15 protein-coding genes are annotated in these 17,247 nt (G+C 63.1%); 5 read left to right on the top strand and 10 right to left on the bottom strand.

The window, feature by feature from the left end:
• Nucleotides 1-55 precede the first annotated feature (55 nt).
• Nucleotides 56-694 (bottom strand): GntR family transcriptional regulator, encoded by a 639-nt coding sequence (locus AC0L3E_RS16240; protein WP_473605164.1) that lies wholly within the window; start codon nucleotides 692-694, stop codon nucleotides 56-58.
• Nucleotides 695-861: 167 nt separating this feature from the next.
• A complete protein-coding gene (locus AC0L3E_RS16235; RefSeq protein WP_473605163.1) occupies nucleotides 862-1,791 on the bottom strand; it encodes a helix-turn-helix transcriptional regulator in 930 nt (309 codons plus the stop codon).
• Between the two features lie 356 nt (nucleotides 1,792-2,147).
• Here AC0L3E_RS16235 and AC0L3E_RS16230 point away from each other — a divergent pair, with 356 nt between their 5' ends.
• The 3 genes from AC0L3E_RS16230 to AC0L3E_RS16220 are packed head-to-tail and all read left to right on the top strand — an operon-like array spanning nucleotide 2,148 to nucleotide 5,870.
• Nucleotides 2,148-4,229 (top strand): TonB-dependent receptor, encoded by a 2,082-nt coding sequence (locus AC0L3E_RS16230; protein WP_352581685.1) that lies wholly within the window; start codon nucleotides 2,148-2,150, stop codon nucleotides 4,227-4,229.
• A gap of 1 nt (nucleotide 4,230) precedes the next feature.
• Nucleotides 4,231-4,611, top strand: a complete 381-nt coding sequence (locus tag AC0L3E_RS16225; protein ID WP_127272286.1) for a hypothetical protein — start codon at nucleotides 4,231-4,233, stop codon at nucleotides 4,609-4,611.
• On the top strand, nucleotides 4,608-5,870 hold the full coding sequence (locus AC0L3E_RS16220) for a RhtX/FptX family siderophore transporter (RefSeq protein ID WP_127272287.1): 1,263 nt from the start codon (nucleotides 4,608-4,610) through the stop codon (nucleotides 5,868-5,870). Before AC0L3E_RS16225 ends, AC0L3E_RS16220 begins: the two co-directional genes overlap by 4 nt.
• A 107-nt stretch (nucleotides 5,871-5,977) precedes the next feature.
• Here the strand turns inward: AC0L3E_RS16220 and AC0L3E_RS16215 are convergent, their stop codons facing one another.
• The gene (locus AC0L3E_RS16215) at nucleotides 5,978-7,417 is read right to left on the bottom strand and encodes a DHA2 family efflux MFS transporter permease subunit (protein ID WP_473605162.1); all 1,440 of its coding nucleotides are present in this window, start codon (nucleotides 7,415-7,417) and stop codon (nucleotides 5,978-5,980) included.
• Between the two features lie 373 nt (nucleotides 7,418-7,790).
• Between AC0L3E_RS16215 and AC0L3E_RS16210 the strand changes: the two genes are divergently transcribed.
• On the top strand, nucleotides 7,791-8,807 hold the full coding sequence (locus AC0L3E_RS16210) for a Zn-dependent oxidoreductase (RefSeq protein ID WP_128364614.1): 1,017 nt from the start codon (nucleotides 7,791-7,793) through the stop codon (nucleotides 8,805-8,807).
• 7 nt (nucleotides 8,808-8,814) lie between these two features.
• On the opposite strand, the gene AC0L3E_RS16205 is transcribed toward AC0L3E_RS16210, so the two are convergent.
• The 6 genes from AC0L3E_RS16205 to AC0L3E_RS16180 form a co-directional block, all read right to left on the bottom strand.
• Nucleotides 8,815-9,519 carry a cyclase family protein gene (locus tag AC0L3E_RS16205; protein ID WP_473605161.1) on the bottom strand — a complete coding sequence of 235 codons (705 nt, stop codon included), beginning with the start codon at nucleotides 9,517-9,519 and terminating at the stop codon, nucleotides 8,815-8,817.
• Nucleotides 9,516-10,454, bottom strand: coding sequence for an ABC transporter permease (locus AC0L3E_RS16200; RefSeq protein WP_127326988.1), 939 nt, complete (start codon nucleotides 10,452-10,454; stop codon nucleotides 9,516-9,518). Before AC0L3E_RS16200 ends, AC0L3E_RS16205 begins: the two co-directional genes overlap by 4 nt.
• On the bottom strand, nucleotides 10,451-11,356 hold the full coding sequence (locus AC0L3E_RS16195; protein ID WP_245466267.1) for an ABC transporter permease: 906 nt from the start codon (nucleotides 11,354-11,356) through the stop codon (nucleotides 10,451-10,453). The genes AC0L3E_RS16200 and AC0L3E_RS16195 overlap by 4 nt, the downstream gene beginning before the upstream one ends.
• A gap of 61 nt (nucleotides 11,357-11,417) precedes the next feature.
• On the bottom strand, nucleotides 11,418-12,908 hold the full coding sequence (locus AC0L3E_RS16190; RefSeq protein ID WP_245470007.1) for a sugar ABC transporter ATP-binding protein: 1,491 nt from the start codon (nucleotides 12,906-12,908) through the stop codon (nucleotides 11,418-11,420).
• A 13-nt stretch (nucleotides 12,909-12,921) separates the two neighbouring features.
• A complete protein-coding gene (locus AC0L3E_RS16185; RefSeq protein WP_128309002.1) occupies nucleotides 12,922-13,998 on the bottom strand; it encodes an ABC transporter substrate-binding protein in 1,077 nt (358 codons plus the stop codon).
• 62 nt (nucleotides 13,999-14,060) lie between these two features.
• The gene (locus AC0L3E_RS16180; RefSeq protein ID WP_128309001.1) at nucleotides 14,061-15,308 is read right to left on the bottom strand and encodes an enolase C-terminal domain-like protein; all 1,248 of its coding nucleotides are present in this window, start codon (nucleotides 15,306-15,308) and stop codon (nucleotides 14,061-14,063) included.
• Between the two features lie 149 nt (nucleotides 15,309-15,457).
• Here AC0L3E_RS16180 and AC0L3E_RS16175 point away from each other — a divergent pair, with 149 nt between their 5' ends.
• Nucleotides 15,458-16,219 carry a GntR family transcriptional regulator gene (locus AC0L3E_RS16175; RefSeq protein ID WP_128309000.1) on the top strand — a complete coding sequence of 254 codons (762 nt, stop codon included), beginning with the start codon at nucleotides 15,458-15,460 and terminating at the stop codon, nucleotides 16,217-16,219.
• Between the two features lie 120 nt (nucleotides 16,220-16,339).
• Here AC0L3E_RS16175 and AC0L3E_RS16170 read toward each other — a convergent pair whose 3' ends face one another.
• Nucleotides 16,340-17,218 (bottom strand): SMP-30/gluconolactonase/LRE family protein, encoded by an 879-nt coding sequence (locus tag AC0L3E_RS16170; RefSeq protein WP_128308999.1) that lies wholly within the window; start codon nucleotides 17,216-17,218, stop codon nucleotides 16,340-16,342.
• Nucleotides 17,219-17,247 lie beyond the last annotated feature (29 nt).

Genomic DNA, 17,247 nt, shown 5'->3' with positions numbered 1-17,247 from the left:
TTGCAATATGTGGCAGTAATCGCGCGCAGAGGCAACCGGAGCTCAAGCCACGCCGTCAGGATTTTCGCGACAGGCCATCTTCCCTGATCGCGCTGACCAGCGTCTCGCTTCCCTCGCGAAGATGCTGCCTGAGAATGCTTATGGCCTTGTCCTCCTTGCGCGCCCTGCAGGCGGCCAGCAGGTCGCGGTGCTCCGTCTGAGAGCGGCTGCGATAATCCAGGTTCGACAGGAGGATGCGGACGTAGCGATCTGCGGCATTGTGGTGCGCCTCGATCAGGCCGAGCAATCGACGGTTACCGCAGGCGTCGTAGAGAGCCAGATGAAAGGCGCGGTTCAGCGCACCCCATCGGCCGACATTGCGCTCCGCGTCGATCTGGTCGAGCACCTGTTCCGCCTCGTCGAGCTTCGCGCCGGCGAGGTTGGGAAGCGAAAGCCGCACCGCCTCGCATTCAAGCAGTTCGCGCAGGGCGTAGATTTCACCGATCTCGGCGCCGTCCATCCGGGCGACCTGCGCGCCTTTTGTCGGATGAATGGAAACAATGCCTTCGGCTTCCAATTGGCGAAGGGCGTCACGAATTGGCATGCGGCTGAAGCCAAACTGCTCGGCCAATTCGTCCTGGCGCAGCGGAGTGCCCGCCTTGATGGTTCCACTGGCAATCGCTTCGCGCAGGACATTGGCGACCTGTTCGGCCACGGTTCGCGGCCCCTGCATCACGCTTTCCGCAAATCCTCGCAATCGATGCTCCCGTTTGACGCGGCGCTCAGCTTAACGGATATAGGTATCCTCGTATACGCAGTATCGGCAACGCCCCAAGGGTTCGCCGCACTATTCCGACGGTCTCTGCCCGGGCTATTGGCCACTCAACCAAGGGTCTGCCGCGCTTCATCCCGAACGCTGGAAGGTGCCACGCCATAACGCTTTCGGAAGGTGCGGTTGAAGTAGGAGATATCCCCGAAACCGACTTCATAGGCAGTGGCGCCTATCGAAAGCGTTCCCGTTCCCCGCAACAGCAGCTTGCGCGCCTCGGCCAGGCGCCGTTCGAGAAGATATCTCGAAAATGTCGTCCCTTCGCGCTGAAACAACTTCTGGACATATCGTGGTGTAACATCGAGGACAGCGGCCACAGCGGAAATGCTCAGATCGCCATCCCCCAGGTGATCATCGATATAGCGTTTAACAGGGTGCAGCCGGTCACGTTCCACCGTTGATGGGGTTTCCAGATAGGCGACGACGAGCGGAAGTATTTCGTTGAAATGGGCATTGGCCATCTCCGCCTCGTTGGCAGAATGCGGGCCACGCATCAACAGATAAGCGCCGTAGGTGATCAGAAGCTGGAGCGGAGGAAACGTTCTCGGGATCGGTCGCAGCATCAGCCTGGAAAGCGTCTCGCCGGAAACGCGGAAAGCGGCGCCGGGCAGGCTGCCGCAGTCCAGCCTGCCCCCTTCCGGCAGATACCAGTCGTAGGCCATCTCACCGGATACAAAGAGGAAATCTCCAAGCGCGGCTTCTATCTTCCGTCCATCCTGCTCAACGACCAGCGGACCTTCCATGCTTCGCAACATGAGCACCTTGTCCGAACCCGGCATTCCAATCCCCCGCACCCGTAACGGCGAGGGCGGGAAGAAACACGTCATGACGTTCAGATCGGCGAGGCCACATGTCACGCCACGCACGGCGGAGAGGACACCCAGCCCTGTTTCGATCGCGACCTCCCCGATGACCGTGAAAAAATGGCCGGCGCACAACCGCTCGGTTTCCGCGTCGTCATGACCCGACATGTCGAAGCTCACCGGGCTGATCCCGCTGGGGTTGGTCGACCTGTGATATAACTGCAACATTTTCAATTCGGATCGTCGGAGTTCGTTTTCAGCAGTGCCGGCTTCGCTTCACTCCAAGCGCGCCATCGCCCTGATCGATAACATGAGTAATTGAGACATATTTAATCGATCCGGGAAAAGGGAGCCAGCGATTTGTGGCCCTCAATGCCTTTGCGGCACCCGAGGGGCCAATTTGGGGTGCGACTATGCGGAATGAACTGATCGCGGGAACTTGCCTCGCACTGCTGCCACTTGCTTTCACGACCATGCCCGTGCAGGCGCAGGACACTGGAGATTCGGCACCCGCGATACAGCTGGAAACAGTGTTGGTGACGGCGAGCAGAACGGAGCAGCCGATCTCCAGCATCCCCGGGTCCGTCCAGGTCATCGAGGGTGATGAGCTGGCACAACAGCTCAAGCTGACGAGCGACCCGGCGACCCTGATTTCCAAGCTGGTTCCCGGTTTTTCGATCGCAAACCAGACGATTTCAGGTGCCTCGGAAAGCTTTCGCGGTCGCGGCGTGCTGATTCTCGTCGACGGCATTCCCCGCAACACCCCGTTGCGTGACGTTTCACGAACGCTTTCGCTTATCGATCTCGGCAAAGTCGAGCGCATTGAGGTGGTCAACGGGGCAAGCAGCCTTTACGGCTCCGGCGCGACCGGCGGCACCATCAATTTCATCACCAGGCGGGACGCGACCGAAAGACCAACCGTCACCGTCGAGACCAAGGTGAAGGCGTTCACTGCAAATCCCGGCAAGTCCCTGGCGCCGGAAGTTTCGGTTTCGGCGACGCAGAAGATCGGCAAATTCGACTACATGTTCTCGGCCAGCGGCCAGCGGACGCGCCGGACCTATGACGGAGACGGTCGCGAACTGCCGTCCGACGCCATGCTCGGCCAAGGCGGGGGCGATCGCACCGACTTCGGCAACCTCTATGCAAGACTGGGATATGAGGACGGGGCCCGTCGTTTCGAGGTCTCCGGCGAACTGGTCCGCATGGAACAGAATCCGGATTGGTTTTCCAATTTCCAGGCCACTCCAGCGGCGCCCGACTACACGGCGCCGTATACGGGCGAATCCGTGGAAGAGAATTCAAAATATTTCACCGCGCGCTATACCGACACCGCCTTCGCCTTGGGATCGCTCGAAGTGAAGTCGTTCTACAACGATATGGAGAAGCGCTTTCCCTTCACCCGCTTCGATCGCTTCGTGAACAATCAGGTCTACTATTCGGGCAACCCGCTCAACCCGCAGGCCAGCTTTGCCCAGACCACGCTCTTCAGCAAGCGCGCCGGCCTCACCGCTACGGTCGAGACCCCTCTCGACATGCTGCTGGAGGGGTCGACGCTGACCTGGGGCCTGGACTTCATCCACGACAAGACCTTCCAGAAACTCGAGAACGGCTGGGACGTCATCAGTCCGATGAAGCAGAACTCGGTCGCCGGCTTTGCCCAGTTGCAGGTCCCTGTGACCGACCGGCTGCGCCTGCAAGGTGGATTGCGCTACGAACGCTACTTCCTCGACATCGAGGATTTCAACCGCCCAGCCATCTTTTACATCAACCGGCCATATCCGGCGATCAACGTCATCGGCGGGTCCTTTGACTACGACAATCTGACTTTCAATGTCGGCGGCACATTCGATCTCACGCCCGATGTCCAGCTTTACGGTGGCTTCTCGCAGGGGTTCTCGCTGACCGACATCGGCAGCTTCACGCGGCGAGCCGGCGCCAACAGCAGTGCCGAACTGTGCGACGCCTACGGGGCGCTGGCATGTCCCGGCGCAGGCGCACCCGACTATACGGTCAGCTACGCTGACATCGCTCCCAGCCCTCAGGTCGTCAACAATTACGAGATCGGCATTCGCGGCGGCGATGTCGACTATGGCGGCTCGCTGTCGGCCTTTTTGTCCACCTCCGACCAAGGCGTGAACTACGACATCGCCTCCAACCGCGTGTCGCAGCAGAAGGAGGAAATCTGGGGCGTCGAAGTCACCGCATGGTGGAACCTGACCGGCAACCTCACCGTCGGTGGCCTCCTTGGCTATACCGAGGGGCGCTACGACAATGACGGCGATGGCAATATCGATGCGTGGCTGCCGAACAACAGGATAGCGACCCCGGTGCACGGCACGGTCTACGGGACCTATGTCTTCGACAACGGCCTCAATCTTCGCAGCGAGGTCCAGTTCTTCACCAGCCGGGACAAGATAACGACCGTACCCGAGATCAAGGGCGCGGCACTGGTAAATATCCTTGCGAGCCACAAGGTCGGCAAGGGCGATCTCAGTGTCGGCGTCGAGAACGTCTTCGACACCAACTACATGAATCCGACAGCTAGCGCCACGCGCAACAATGTCGTCAATGGTTTCGGCCGCACGGTATCGCTCGGCTACAAGGTCACCTTCTGAGATGGTTCGTTTCGAGATGCACAAGGACGGCATCGTCGACCTGCGCCTCTACCCTCCGCACGCGGCAACCGACGAGGCCGACTACCTCGAGGCGCTCGACCGGATCGGCAACCTCGATGGACCCTATGCCATCGTGGTGGATATTGCCGGCAGCACTCATCTCTCCCGAGAGGGGGAAGTCCGTCAGGCCGCATGGGCCAAGGCCACGCGGCAGCGCATCTCCAGCGCATGCCGGGCCTTGGCACTGGTGCGTGACAATCCCAATCCACGATCGCGGCAATCGTTCGAGCGGCTCTGGGCTATTCCGGTCCACGTCACCAGCGACAGAGAGGAAGCGCGGCAGTTCGCCGCCAAACATCTCGACAAGGCAGTTCGGCCATGAGCGGGCTCGCATCCGAGACCATCAGCCGGCCGGCAGAGCGGCGGGATTGGCAGCGTTTGCGGCTGTTCGCCGTGCTGGCGGGTCTCTACCTCGCCCAGGGTATTCCGGGTTATCTCCTGGTCGCCGCGGTGCCGCCGATCATGCGCGAGCTTGGCGTGTCGAGAACGGCCATCGGCATGCTTGCCGTCCTGATGATCCCGCTGACGGTGAAATTCCTCTGGGCACCGCTCGTCGATCGGATCAGGCCGATGGCGATCGGGCACCGCCGCGGATGGATTCTTCCCACGCAGATCGGGACTGTGATCGCCATTGCGGCACTCGCCCTTGTGGAACCGACCAATCTGAAAGCCATATTCGCAATAGGTTTCGCGATCGCGGTGCTGACCTCGACGCAGGACATTGCAACCGACGGCTATGCCACGCTCGCCCTGAGGCAAGAGGATCGCGCCGTTGGAAACGCAATCCAGGGCGGAGCGGTCGCACTCAGCGTCATCGTCGGCGGCACCGTTTCCCTGCTTCTCTATGGCTGGGTCGGCTGGCAGGCGATGGTGCTGACCATCGCGGCGGTCTCAGCCCTTCCATTGATTGCGATCGCCTTCATGCCGGAGGACACCGCTACAAAAAACGCCGAACCGCGGGCGAAACCTTCGATCTCCAGCTTTCTCAAGCGCCCGGAAGCCGTGACCGTCCTGATGATCGCACTGACCTACCGGGCGAGCGAAGGGCTGGTGAAATCCATGGAGGGATCCTATCTCGTCGACGTCGGATTGCCGCTGTCGGCGATCGGATATCTGAGCGGTATTTCTGCGGCGACGGCCGGCATTGCCGGATCCTTCATAGCGGCCATGCTTGTTCGACGTTCCGGCGCCGGCCGAACGCTGCTGCTGCTCGGCGCCTTGCGCACGATCTGCTTCCTGTTGTTTGCCCTGCATGCGGCCGGCGAAATCACGGGCATATGGACTCTTTTGGGAGCGGCGGGGTTTCAGACCTTGATCCGCTATATGGAGATTGTGGCGCTCTACAGCCTGTTCATGGCGGTGTCATCGAAAGATCAGCCTGGAACGGACTTCACCATTCTGTCCTGCGCCCAGATCATCATCTACCTGATCGGCTCGATGATGGCCGGTGCGATCGCCGACCGCATCGGCTATGGCGCACTTTTCACCCTCTCGACGCTCGTCTCCGGTCTGGCCGTCGTGCTGACTGTTCACCTTCTTTCGCGGCTCTCGAAGAAAAGCGCGGGAGCGGACTTCGCCTGAAATTCCAGCATGGAAGACATCGAGCGCCACGAGCTGGTCCGGGCCGATTGGTGGCAGCCAGGCAGACAGGCGGGCTCGATGTCTCCAGGACAGCCGAAGGCGCGGCGTCAACGAGAATTTCGTGGTCGAACATGGCCGCTGACCTGCACGCCGTCCTCGGCACGCAGGTACAGGAAGCCGGGGACGGACAGCAGCGGGATGACCGCGGTCAGCAGGAACACCTGGTGGAAGCGTTCCGCTGTCACGATGTGGGTTTCTCCTGCGACAAGGCCCAGCACCATGGCGGCGATCGAAACGCCCAGGGAAACGCTGAGTTGCTGCAGGACGCCGCCGAGACTGGTGGCGCGGCTGAGCTTGTCGTCCGGCAGGTCGGCATAGGACAGCGTGTTGGAGGTCATGAACTGCGCCGACCGGATGACCCCGAAGACAAAGACGTAAAGGCCGATCATCCAGTGCGGCGTATCGGCTTCGATCAAGGCGAAGCCCCCGACAGCGGCGGAGCCGACCACCGCGCTGCCGATGAGCACGACATTGAAGCCAAAGCGCCGCAACAGCGGCGACAGCAGCGGCCGAATGAGCAAGGCGCCGAAGCTGCCGACGAATGTCAGCGAGCCCGAGGTGACCGGGCTCATGCCAAAGCCGACCTGCAGCATCAGCGGCAACAGGAAAGGCACGCCGTTGAGGCCAACGCGGCACAGGCCGCCTGCGAGCGTACCGACCCAGAACGAGCGAAATCGAAACAGTGTCAGATCGACTGCCGGTGCAACGACGCGGCGCGCATAGCGCCCGAAGGCGAGCAGCAGCAGGATCGCCGCGGCCAACACCAACGCTGTCGCCGAAACGGAGATGATCGGCCTCCCGATGCTTTCCAGCCCGAACTGCAGCAGCGCGACTCCGCATCCCACCATCAGGAACCCGGCGAAGTCGAAGCGCTGCACCGCCTCCTCGCGGAAATCGTCGACGAAGCGCAGCGCCGCCAGAATGCCGAGACAACCGAATGGCACGTTGACATAGAATATCCAGCGCCACGACGCGTAAGTGGTCAACAGGCCGCCGAGCAGCGGCCCGATCACCGGCCCCATGATGGCGGGCAAGGTCGTGTAGGTCATGGCGGTGATAAGCCCGCTGCGCGGAAAGCTGCGCAGCAGGATCAGCCGCCCGACCGGCGTCATCATGGCGCCGCCCAGCCCCTGCAGGGCGCGCATCGCCAAAAGCATGCCGAAACTGTTGGCCATGCCGCACAGCGCCGAGCCGAGGGTGAAGGTGAAAAGCGCCAGCGCGAACACTTTTCGTGCGCCGAACCTGTCGGCGAACCAGCCGCTGACGGGAATGAATACGGCCAGCGTCAGGATGTAGGTGGTGATCGCCAGGTTCAGCCTGACCGGCGTCGTGTCGAGGCTGCGCGCGATGGCGGGGATCGCGGTGGTGATGATGGTGGAATCGAGCTGCTCCATCAGAAAGGCGATGGCGACGATGATTGGAATAATCAGTCTCAGCCTCGGATCGCGCTCGGTGGCAAATTGAGGCTGTTCCAATGCTGTTGCCATTCCGTCATGCAGGCGGCTGCCCCATTCCAGATGGCGCGTCCGCGTTCAAAGGCAAGGTCGCCTTCCGTGCGGCAAGCCGGCCGAGGCCCCGATCGCACAGCCTGTCTTATGGTCCGACGGATAGGCAAGCGGTAGTCATTTCCTCCTTGATGGAAGTCAACAATTTTTGACTGCCCCCCTTCGAGAGGAGACCGGCAAGACAGCGCATTGAGCGTCCAAACTGCGGACGCCAGGGCATTTGCGTTTCAGTGAACGCCAGTTCCGATTTCGTGTCGCAACGTGTCGGGTAAGAGGCTGTCTAACAGCCGCCATGAGCGCTTGACGAAGCAGCGAGATTGAGCCACTTGTCGACTAGTATACAAGTGGTGAGGCCATGCTTGAAGTTCTCGTTCGCGCGCCGCAGTCGCTGGAAGTCCGGCAGGGCACGATACCCCAGCCCGGGGCAGGCGAAGTCGTCGTTCATGTCAGCCGTGCCGGCATCTGCGGCTCCGACATTCACATCCTGCATGGCTCCAATCCGTTCGCCGTCTATCCACGTATAATCGGCCATGAATTCGCCGGCACCGTAACAGCGCTCGGACGCAATGTGACCGGCATTGCGACGGGAGACCGTGTGGTGGTCGATCCCGTGGTGTCGTGCGGCCACTGCTATCCCTGCCGGGTCGGCCGCTCCAATGTCTGCGCCAACCTCGAAGTGATGGGCGTTCACCGCGACGGCGGTTTTCGCGCCTTCGTCGCGGTGCCGGCGGCAAATGTCATACCGGTTCCAAGGGATATGCCGTTTGGGCTGGCGGCACTGGCCGAGCCGTTTTCCATCGCCGCCAATGTGCTCGATCGTACCGGTTGCGGACCCGAGGACACAGCGCTGATCTATGGCGCCGGCACGGTCGGCGTCACTGTCCTGCAGGTCGCCAAGCTCAAGGGCGCACGGTGCATCGTTGCCGATATCGACGAAGCCCGCCTGGAGCGAGCGCTCAGCTTCGGTGCCGACAGGGTGATCCACTCTGTGCGCGATCCCGTGCCGGCCGCGGTGCGCGGTGAAAATGACGGTCTTGGCCCGACGCTGGTCATTGACGGCGCCGGCATTCCCGCACTTCTCGACGAGGCTTGCCGGCTGGCCAGCCCGGCGGGCCGCATCGGCCTGCTCGGCTTTTCGGACGCCCCATCCAACCTCAGCCAGCAGGAAGTGGTGCGCAAGGAACTGACCATCGTCGGCTCGCGCCTGAACCGCCGGCTGTTGCCGCGCGTCGTCGAATGGCTGGCCGACAAGCGGCTCGATCCGCAGGGCATGATCACGCAGGTGTTCGCGGCGGCGGATGCACGCGCAGCCTTCGACTTGATCGAGAAGGAACCGGAGCGAACGCTCAAGGTTCAGCTGGACTTCTCGTAAGCCGTGGTTAGCCCTCGACCAGCGCGATGGCGCGCAGCGGTGATCCGGTGCCGCCTTCGATCGCCAGCGGCAAGCTGATCAGGAAGCACCGAGGCGGCAAGTCACCAAGCCGTGCGAAATTCTCGCCGATCAGGATGCCGGCTGAAAGCAACGTACTGTGCGCCGGGAAATCCTCGCTGCCGAAACAATCGATCGACAGGCAGTCCGAGCCAACGATGCGCGCACCGCGCTCGACCAGCAATTCGCTTGCTTGCCGCGACAGGCCGGGCCAGTCGGCGAGAAACGCGGCCGGATCGTCCCAGAACCGGTCCCAGCCGAAATGGAAGAACACGGCGTCGCCCTGCCGTACGCAGCCATGTTCGGCCTCGAAAGCGAAGATAGCATCCGGCTCGACCGCCTGCCGGGGACGACAGCCACGCGCATCGATCGTCACCATGCGGCCGAAGAAACGCTCGACCGGAATGCCGGAGATGGCAGCACCGCCGCGGATGAAATGGACCGGCGCGTCGAAATGCGTGCCGGTGTGCTCGCTCATAGCCAACGCATGATTGCAGGCGACATCGCCGCGGTCATAGGATTCCACCATCTCCTGGCAGTAATGCGGGTGCGTCGGCCACACCGGCATGCCGGGCTTCATCGGATGCGTCAGATCGACGAAAGAAACTGCCTTTGTTTCGAACAGCCCGGCGAGCGTATCGATGGCGGGTTTCATCTGACGCGAGGCCTCGGCACGAGAGCGACGATCAGGATGATCAGCACGCCGGTCAAAAGGAAGCGCACGCCTGCCTGGATGCCAAAGGTGTTGAGCATGGTGGACATCAGGTTGAAGAACAACGCAGCCCCCCATATGCCGACCGCGTTGGCCTGCCCACCAGCGACGCTGGTGCCGCCAAGCACCACCACGGCGATCGATTCCATCAGATAGGCGTCACCCATGTTGAGTGCTGCCCCGCCACTGAAGCCGGCAAGCAGGAAGCCGGCGAGCGCCGCCGCCGTGCCGCACAGCATATAGGCAATCAACCGCACCCGTGCGACGTTGATGCCGGCAAGCCGCGCCGCCGGTTCGCTCTGGCCGGTGGCCAGCACTTGCCGGCCCCAGACCGTGCGTTTGAGAGCGATCATGGCGGCCAGCGTCAGCAGCATCACCGCGATCGGCATGAATTGCACACCGCCAAGGCTCATCGAGGTGAACCGGGAAAGGCCTGCCGGCGGCTTCAGCGTCGCCTGGCCGCCGAGATTGAAGGCAAGCGACTGGAAGACGAAGCTCCAGGCGAGCGTGGCGATGATCGGCGGCAGCCTGAGCGCGACGATGGCAAGGAAGTTCGCGGCACCAGCGACAGCGCCGACGGCAAGTGCTGCAAGCAGGCCAGGCAGCAGCATGCCGTCGGACCCTTGCATGACCGTCATCGACACATAGGCGGCCAGCGTCAGCACGGATGGCACGGAGAGGTCGATATTGCCCGGCCCGGAGGCGACCACGAACATCTGCCCGGTTCCCACCACAACGCTGAAGGCACCGAAGGCGAGCGCGCCCGACAGCGTGGCGCCGGCACTGCCGATGCCCGAGTAGGCTGTCGTCGCCAGCCACATTGCGAGCGCCACGATGAAGCCGTAGGTCCACGGCGCGAGGCTCAATCTCCGGGTCATCGCGTCCGCTCCGACAAAAGCACGCGCCCGGCCAGCACGAGAAACAGGATGACGCCCTGGGCGCCGATCTGCCATGTCGGCGGCACCTGCAGGAAAGACAGAAGCGAGCCCGCGAGCGACAGCGTCAGAGCGCCGATCACCGTGCCGACCGGCGATACGACGCCGCCGGTAAAGGCGCCGCCGCCGAGGATCACCGCGCCGACGCCGAGCAGCGTATAGGCCGGCGCGACATTGGCGTCGCCCGATGTGGTGAGGCCGGTCAGCGTCAGCCCGGCCAGACAGGCGAGCAGGCCGGCGACCGCATAGACCGCGACCCGGATGCCGATAACGGACCAGCCGGCGCGCTCGACGGCGCGCGGATTGCCGCCTGCGCCGCGCAGCACCACGCCATAGGAGGAGCGTGAGATGACGAGATGGCCGGCGAGCGCCGCCAGTGCCGCCAGCCAGATCGACAGCGGCATCAAAGGCGGCTGCCAGCTCATGAAGGCGGCAAGCCATGCGGGTGCCGAGCCACCCGGTGCCGGCAACAGGATAACGGCGATGCCGAGCCAGATGAAGGACATGCCCAGCGTCACGATGATCGAGGGCAATTGCCGGGCATGAATAAGCAGGCCGAAACCGGCATAGGCGGCGATCAGGACGATGTAGCACAGCGCCGCGATTGCCGGCGCGTCCCCGAGATAGAGCGCCGTGACGCAGGTGATCAGCCCGACAAAGGCGCCGTTCGACAGGTCGATGTCGCCCAGCATGATCACCATCATCTGCGCCAGCGCGGCAAAGACCAGCGGCACCGAGAGCTTGAACAGCAGATGGAAGCCGAAATAGCTCATCGCCGCCGGGCGGATGCTGAAGATGATGGCCAGCATAACCAGCAGCGCGATAGCCGGCAGGCCGACCTGCATGGCATTGAGCAAGGCCGAACGCGGATTGGAAGGAGAACGGGCCGGAACTCGGGCAGCCGCGTCAGACATGGTCGCCTCCGAACGACGCCTGCAGGATACGGCCGGTCTCGATGGCCTCATCTTCCAGCCTGGTCACGGCGCGGCCCTCGCGGAAGACATAGATGCGCTCGCAATTGGTCAGCTCTTCGAGCTCGGTTGTGTACCAGACGAAGGCGCGTCCGTTCTCGGCCTCCGCGCGGATCAGCCGGTAGACCTCCTGCTTGGTGCCGACATCGACGCCGCGCATCGGATCGTCGAGGAAGATCACCTCGGCGTCCGACGCCAGCGCACGAGCGAACAGCACCTTCTGCTGGTTGCCGCCGGACAGCGACATGATCGGCGTGTCGATCGAAGGCGCCTTTACCTTGAGCCGCTCCGACCAGGTCTCGGCCAGCTTGCGAGCGGCGGCGCCTGAAATCATGCCGCCCCGCGTCAGCGCATTCAGGCTGCGGATGGTCAGATTGTCGGCGATAGACCACAGTGAGAACACGCCTTCAGAGCCGCGGTCGCCGGCAACATAGGCACCCGGCAAGGCCTCGCGCTGCCGGCGCGCGGCATAGAACATCGCGCGCAGCCGCTCGCGCTGGCCGTGGCCGTCGAGCCCGGCGAAACCGATGATCTCGCCCTTGCCGACTTCGATGGTCAGATCAGCGGTGTCGCGGCCGGCATGCCGGATAACCGGAGCTTGCACCGACGACGCCTTGCCTGCGGAGCGATCGCGGGGCCGCTCGATGCTGCCCATCAATTCGACAAGCGCGGCGCGCGACAGGCCGGCGGTCGCCCGCTCGGCGACGACCTTGCCGTCGACCATGACGACGGTGCGGTCGCAGACGGCGAGGATCTCGTTCAGTCGATGGGTGATCAGGATGCAGGCGATACCACGTCCGGCGGCACGACGAATGTGGGTGAGCAGTTGCTCCGTCGCCTCATGGCCGAGCGCCGAGGTTGGCTCATCGAGAATGACGGCGCGCAATTTGATGCTGGTCTGCGTGAAGGCGCGAGCGATCTCGACCATCTGTCGCTCGCCGATCGGCAGGTCGGCGACCTTCCTGTCGAGGTCGATTCCGTGGCCAGGGAAGATCTCGTCCAGCACCGGACCGATTACCTGGCGCGCGCGCCGCCGCCAGCCCAACCCACGCAAGGACCTGTGCACGATGCGGGCGTTTTCCGCCGACGTCAAATTGGCGCAGAGCGACAGTTCCTGAAAGATACAGCGCAGACCGACCTGCTGGGCACTGGCCGCACTCCAGGCACCGATCTCACGTCCGCCGACGCGAAAGCTGCCGCTGCTGCGCTCGATGGTGCCGGCCAGCACGTTCATCAGCGTCGACTTGCCGGCGCCGTTGTGACCGACCAGGCCAACGACCTCGCCGGGGTTCAGATGAAAATCCACGCCGCCCAAGGCATGCACGGCATCATAGCTCTTGCGGACATTGCCTACCTCGACAAGAGGGCTGTCAGCATCGCCTCTCTCTGTTGCGTCCTTTTTGGGCGACGTGGGATCGTTCATCATTCGGCCATGCTGCTCATTTCGGCGCGGGTACGCCGGGCAGAGGTTCTTTCTTTACGTTGGCGTCGATGATCTTGGCCACCAGCTCCTGCGGATATTCGGCATTGACAACGCCGCCTGCGGGAACCGTCTTCAGCCAGGCGTCGAGGTCAGGCTGATTGATCTGCAGGAGCGGCACCTCGACGAATTTCGGCACCTGCTTGCCGGCCAGGATCTGCTGCGCGACCCAGAACGCGACCTGCGAGACGCTGGGCGTGGCGCCCAGCGAGAAAGTTTCGTAGCCGCCGGCATCATGCTCCTGCTTCCACAGCGCCAATTCGTCCTGGCGGTTGCCCATGATGATGATCGGCAGCGGCCGGTTGGCGGCCTTGAACGCCTGCGCCGCGCCATAGCCGTCGCCGCCCTGCGTCAGCACCGCATCGACCTGAGGCAGCGACGGCAGGATGCCCGACACTTCCTTTTGTGCCACGGTCGCCGTCCACTGGCCATAGACCTCGCCGACAGCCTTGTAGCTGGCGTGCGCCTTCATCGCCTTCTCGACGCCCTCATGCAGGCGCTTGTCGAAACCGTCGCCGGCCATACCGCGGATCTCGAGGATGTTGGCCGGCTTGTCGCCGAGCTTGCTGGAGATGAAATCCAGTTCGGCCTTGGCATAGGAATCGAGGTTGTAGTCGACGACATAGGCGCAAGGCTCGGTGACGCCGCTGGCGAAGGCGACGACCGTGATACCGGCATTGCAGGCATCCTTGATGGCGCCGTTGAGTGCGGTGTCGGAGCCGGCAAGGACGATGATTGCATCGTAGCCCTGCAGGATCAGGTTCTCGATCTGGCTCGCCTGTTCGGTCACCGAATTGTTCGAGCTGACGACGGCTGTTGCGGCGATCTGCTTGTCGGCCACGGCCTTGGCGCCCATTTCCTCGAAGCTCTTGATCATCACCTGGCGGAAGGAATTGCCGGCGTAGGAATTGCTGAAGGCGATCTTCTTGGCCGAAGTGTCGCCCTTGGCGACGCCTTCATCGGCGCGCGCGTCCAGCGTTGCAAAGCTGGTGCAGCCGAGCATGGCTGCAAGGAATAAGGCTGTGGTCCTGCTCATTGTTGTTCTCCTCCGGTTGAAAGTCATAGCGTCCTCCCGCCGATCCTTTCGAACGAAAAATGTCAGCCCAGCCCGAGATCGGGCACGGCATCGTTCAAATGGTCGGCGAAACTGGTGTTGGGCAGCAGCGGATACCAGCCCGGACGGCCAGGATCGCGGTCGTAGGCGTAGCCGCCCAGCGAGCGATAGAGCTCGGCATAGGTTGCGAGTTTGTCGCGATCGAGCTCGACACCGAGGCCCGGTGCCTCCGGCACCGCGATCGCACCATTCTCGTAGCGCATCTTGCCGCCGACGATGATGTCGTCGGCAAGGTGGTGGTAATGCGCGTCGGCGGTGAAGACGAGGTTGGGCAGCACAGCGCCAAGATGCAGCATGGTGGCGAGCTGAATGCCGAGTTCGCCAGAGGAATGCACCGCAATGCCGAGGCCGAACGTGTCGCAGATCTGCGCGGCGCGCACGCAGGCGCGGATGCCGCCCCAGAAGGTGGTGTCGAGCAGGATCACGTCAACCGCAGGGTCGCGCACATTGGTGGCGAGCTGTTCGAAATCGATGACGATGGTGTTGGTGGCCAGCGGGATGGAGAGCTTCTCGCGTAAGCGGCGCATGCCGGCAAGGCCCCAGGTCGGGTCCTCGAAATAGTCGTTCCGGAGATCGGAGATGGCCTGGCCGAAACGCAGCGCCTCTTCGACCGACAGGGCTGCGTTCGGATCGTAGCGCAGTGTGTCGGCAGGAAATTCGGCGGCGAGCGCCCTGAAACATTCCAACTCGTAGTCGGGGTGAAACACGCCGGCCTTGAGCTTGTGGGCGTGAAAACCATGCTCGGCCTTGAGCGCGTGGGCATGTTCGAGCAATTGATCGATGGTGCGGACCTCGCCCTTGCCGCTGCGGCGGTCGGCATAGCGAAAGAACAGATACGAGGCGAAGCCGATCCGGTCGCGCACACGCCCGCCAAGCAGTTGGTAGACCGGCACGCCGAGCTTCTTGCCGATAATGTCGAGACAGGCGAATTCCAGCGCTGCGTGGAGCTGCGTGCGATTGTTGTAGAGCGACGCCGTCGGATTGCAGATGGCGTAGCGCATCCGGTTGAGATCGAAGGGATCGTGGCCGACAAGGTAGGATTTCAGCCCGGCGAAAGCGAGTTCGGCGCCGGCGCCCCCGCCGCCCATCTCGCCGAGCCCAACAATGCCTTCGTCGGTCTCGACCTCGACCACGGTGCGGACAAAGCGTCCCCAATGCGTACCGTTGCTGTGCCGCAATGCTGCTTCCAGCGGAACGGTGATGGTGGTCGCCTTGATGTCCGTGATCTTCATGCCGGCTCCTCTCCCCTGGCCTACCGGCGTCATACACACTACCATGGTAGTATGTCAATACAGCGTCAATCCTGCTTGCCGCTTGAGTTGGGACGTGCGTGGTGTCATGACCGGAGCAGTGCAGCGCCATTCACAGCAACGGATTCGTCATGGGGACCAAGCTTTCGGGGGCGACTAGGTTTTCAGGCAATGCTGCCAGGCTGAAAAACGCCGGTCAGCGCGAACCCTCGCGGGTTCTGGAGCCGGTCAACAATCGCATGCCGATCTCACCGCAGATCTACGAGCGCCTGCGCCGCGCCATCACGACGCTGGCGATGTTGCCGTCGGAAGCGCTCAGCGAACAGGACCTTGCCCAGCAGCTCGGTGTCAGCCGTACACCCGTGCGCGAGGCGCTGATCCGGCTTGCCGATGAAGGGCTGATCGACATACTGCCGCAACGCGGCAGCTTCGTCGCGCCGATCCGGCTGAGTGACGTCGAGGAAGCGCAGTTCATTCGCGAGGCGCTCGAAGTCTCCGTCGTGCAGAAGCTGGCCGGACACGGTTCGAGCGCCTTCATCGCGGCAGGCAGGGTGAACCTTGCCCAACAGGCCAAGGCAGTGGCCGAGGGCGACCGCGAGCTGTTTCTCGAGCTTGACGAGGGCTTCCATCGCAGCCTTTGCGAAGAGGCCGGCCTGCCCAAGAGCTGGCGGGTCATCCAGGTGGTCAAGCTGCAGATGGACCGTGTGCGCTATCTGAGCCTGCCCGAACCCGGCCACCTTAAAACGCTGCTCGCTCAGCATGTGGCGATCTTCGAGGCTGTGGAGACCGGCGAGGCAAAGCAGGCAGGCGCGCGTATGGCGGCGCATTTGCGCGAAGTGCTCCGCACGGTTCAACGGCTCAACGTGGCCCGCCCGGACCTCTTTGGCCAATGATCCATTGACCGCTCATTGGGTGAAGAGCAGCGCCGCGGGCGTGCTGCCACATTTTTGATGAGGAATTCCTGGTGCCAAGGCCTGATCCGCGTATGCTACGGGCGCTTCGCTTGCCTGGCGTCAACCGCCGAAGCGCGGCTCCGCGACGCCCGTGATGCCAAGGCCCGTGATGGCGAACAGACTGCCGCGCAAAACGCCGTCGCTGGGAAAACGCGGCAGCGGCGGCTTGGCCATCGAGGTGACGTAAAGGGTGTCCAGCTTCGGCCCGCCGAACATGACGCTGGTGATCTTCTTGACCGGCATGTCGATGACACGGTCGATGCTGCCATCGGGCGCATAGCGCACCAGTCTTCCGTCATAGACCAGCGCATTCCACAGATAGCCCTCGGCATCGACGGTCGAGCCGTCCGCCGCACCGCCCCGGCTGGTGTCGACGCGCACGAAGGTGCGCCTGTTGGTGGCGGCACCGGTCGCGATGTCGTAGTCGTAGGCCCATATCTCGCCGGTCCAGGTGTCGGCGAAATAGAAGGTGCGGTCGTCGGGGCTCCAGCATGGACCATTGGAACAGATGATGCCGGAATCGATCCGGGTGACGGAGAAGTCCGGATCGAGCCTGTAGAGCCCGCCGGACGGCCCCTCTTCCATCGTATCCATGGAGCCGGCGAAGAAGCGGCCGTACCGGTCGACCTTGCCGTCGTTGAGCCGGTTCATCGGCTTGTCCGGCTCGGGATCGTGGATCAGCGTCACATCGCCGGAGGCGAAATCGAGCAGATGGAAGCCGCGCTGCAGCGACACCACGGCGCCGCTGCCATCCTTACGCAGCGCCATCGAGCCGATCTTCATCGGCACGTCCCATGACCGGATCTCGCGTCCGTCGGCGGTCGCCCGAAACACGCGCCCGTCGAAGCTGTCGATCCAGTAGAGTCGTTCCTGTTCGACGTCCCACAGCGGCCCCTCGCCCAGTGTGGTCTTCACGTCCACCACGACTTCGATCTTCATGCCGTCCTCCTCCGTTTTTGCGTCTCGCG

The sequence above is a fragment of the Mesorhizobium sp. WSM4822 genome (assembly GCF_055811155.1).
This window is presented reverse-complemented; position numbering and strand designations above follow the sequence as displayed.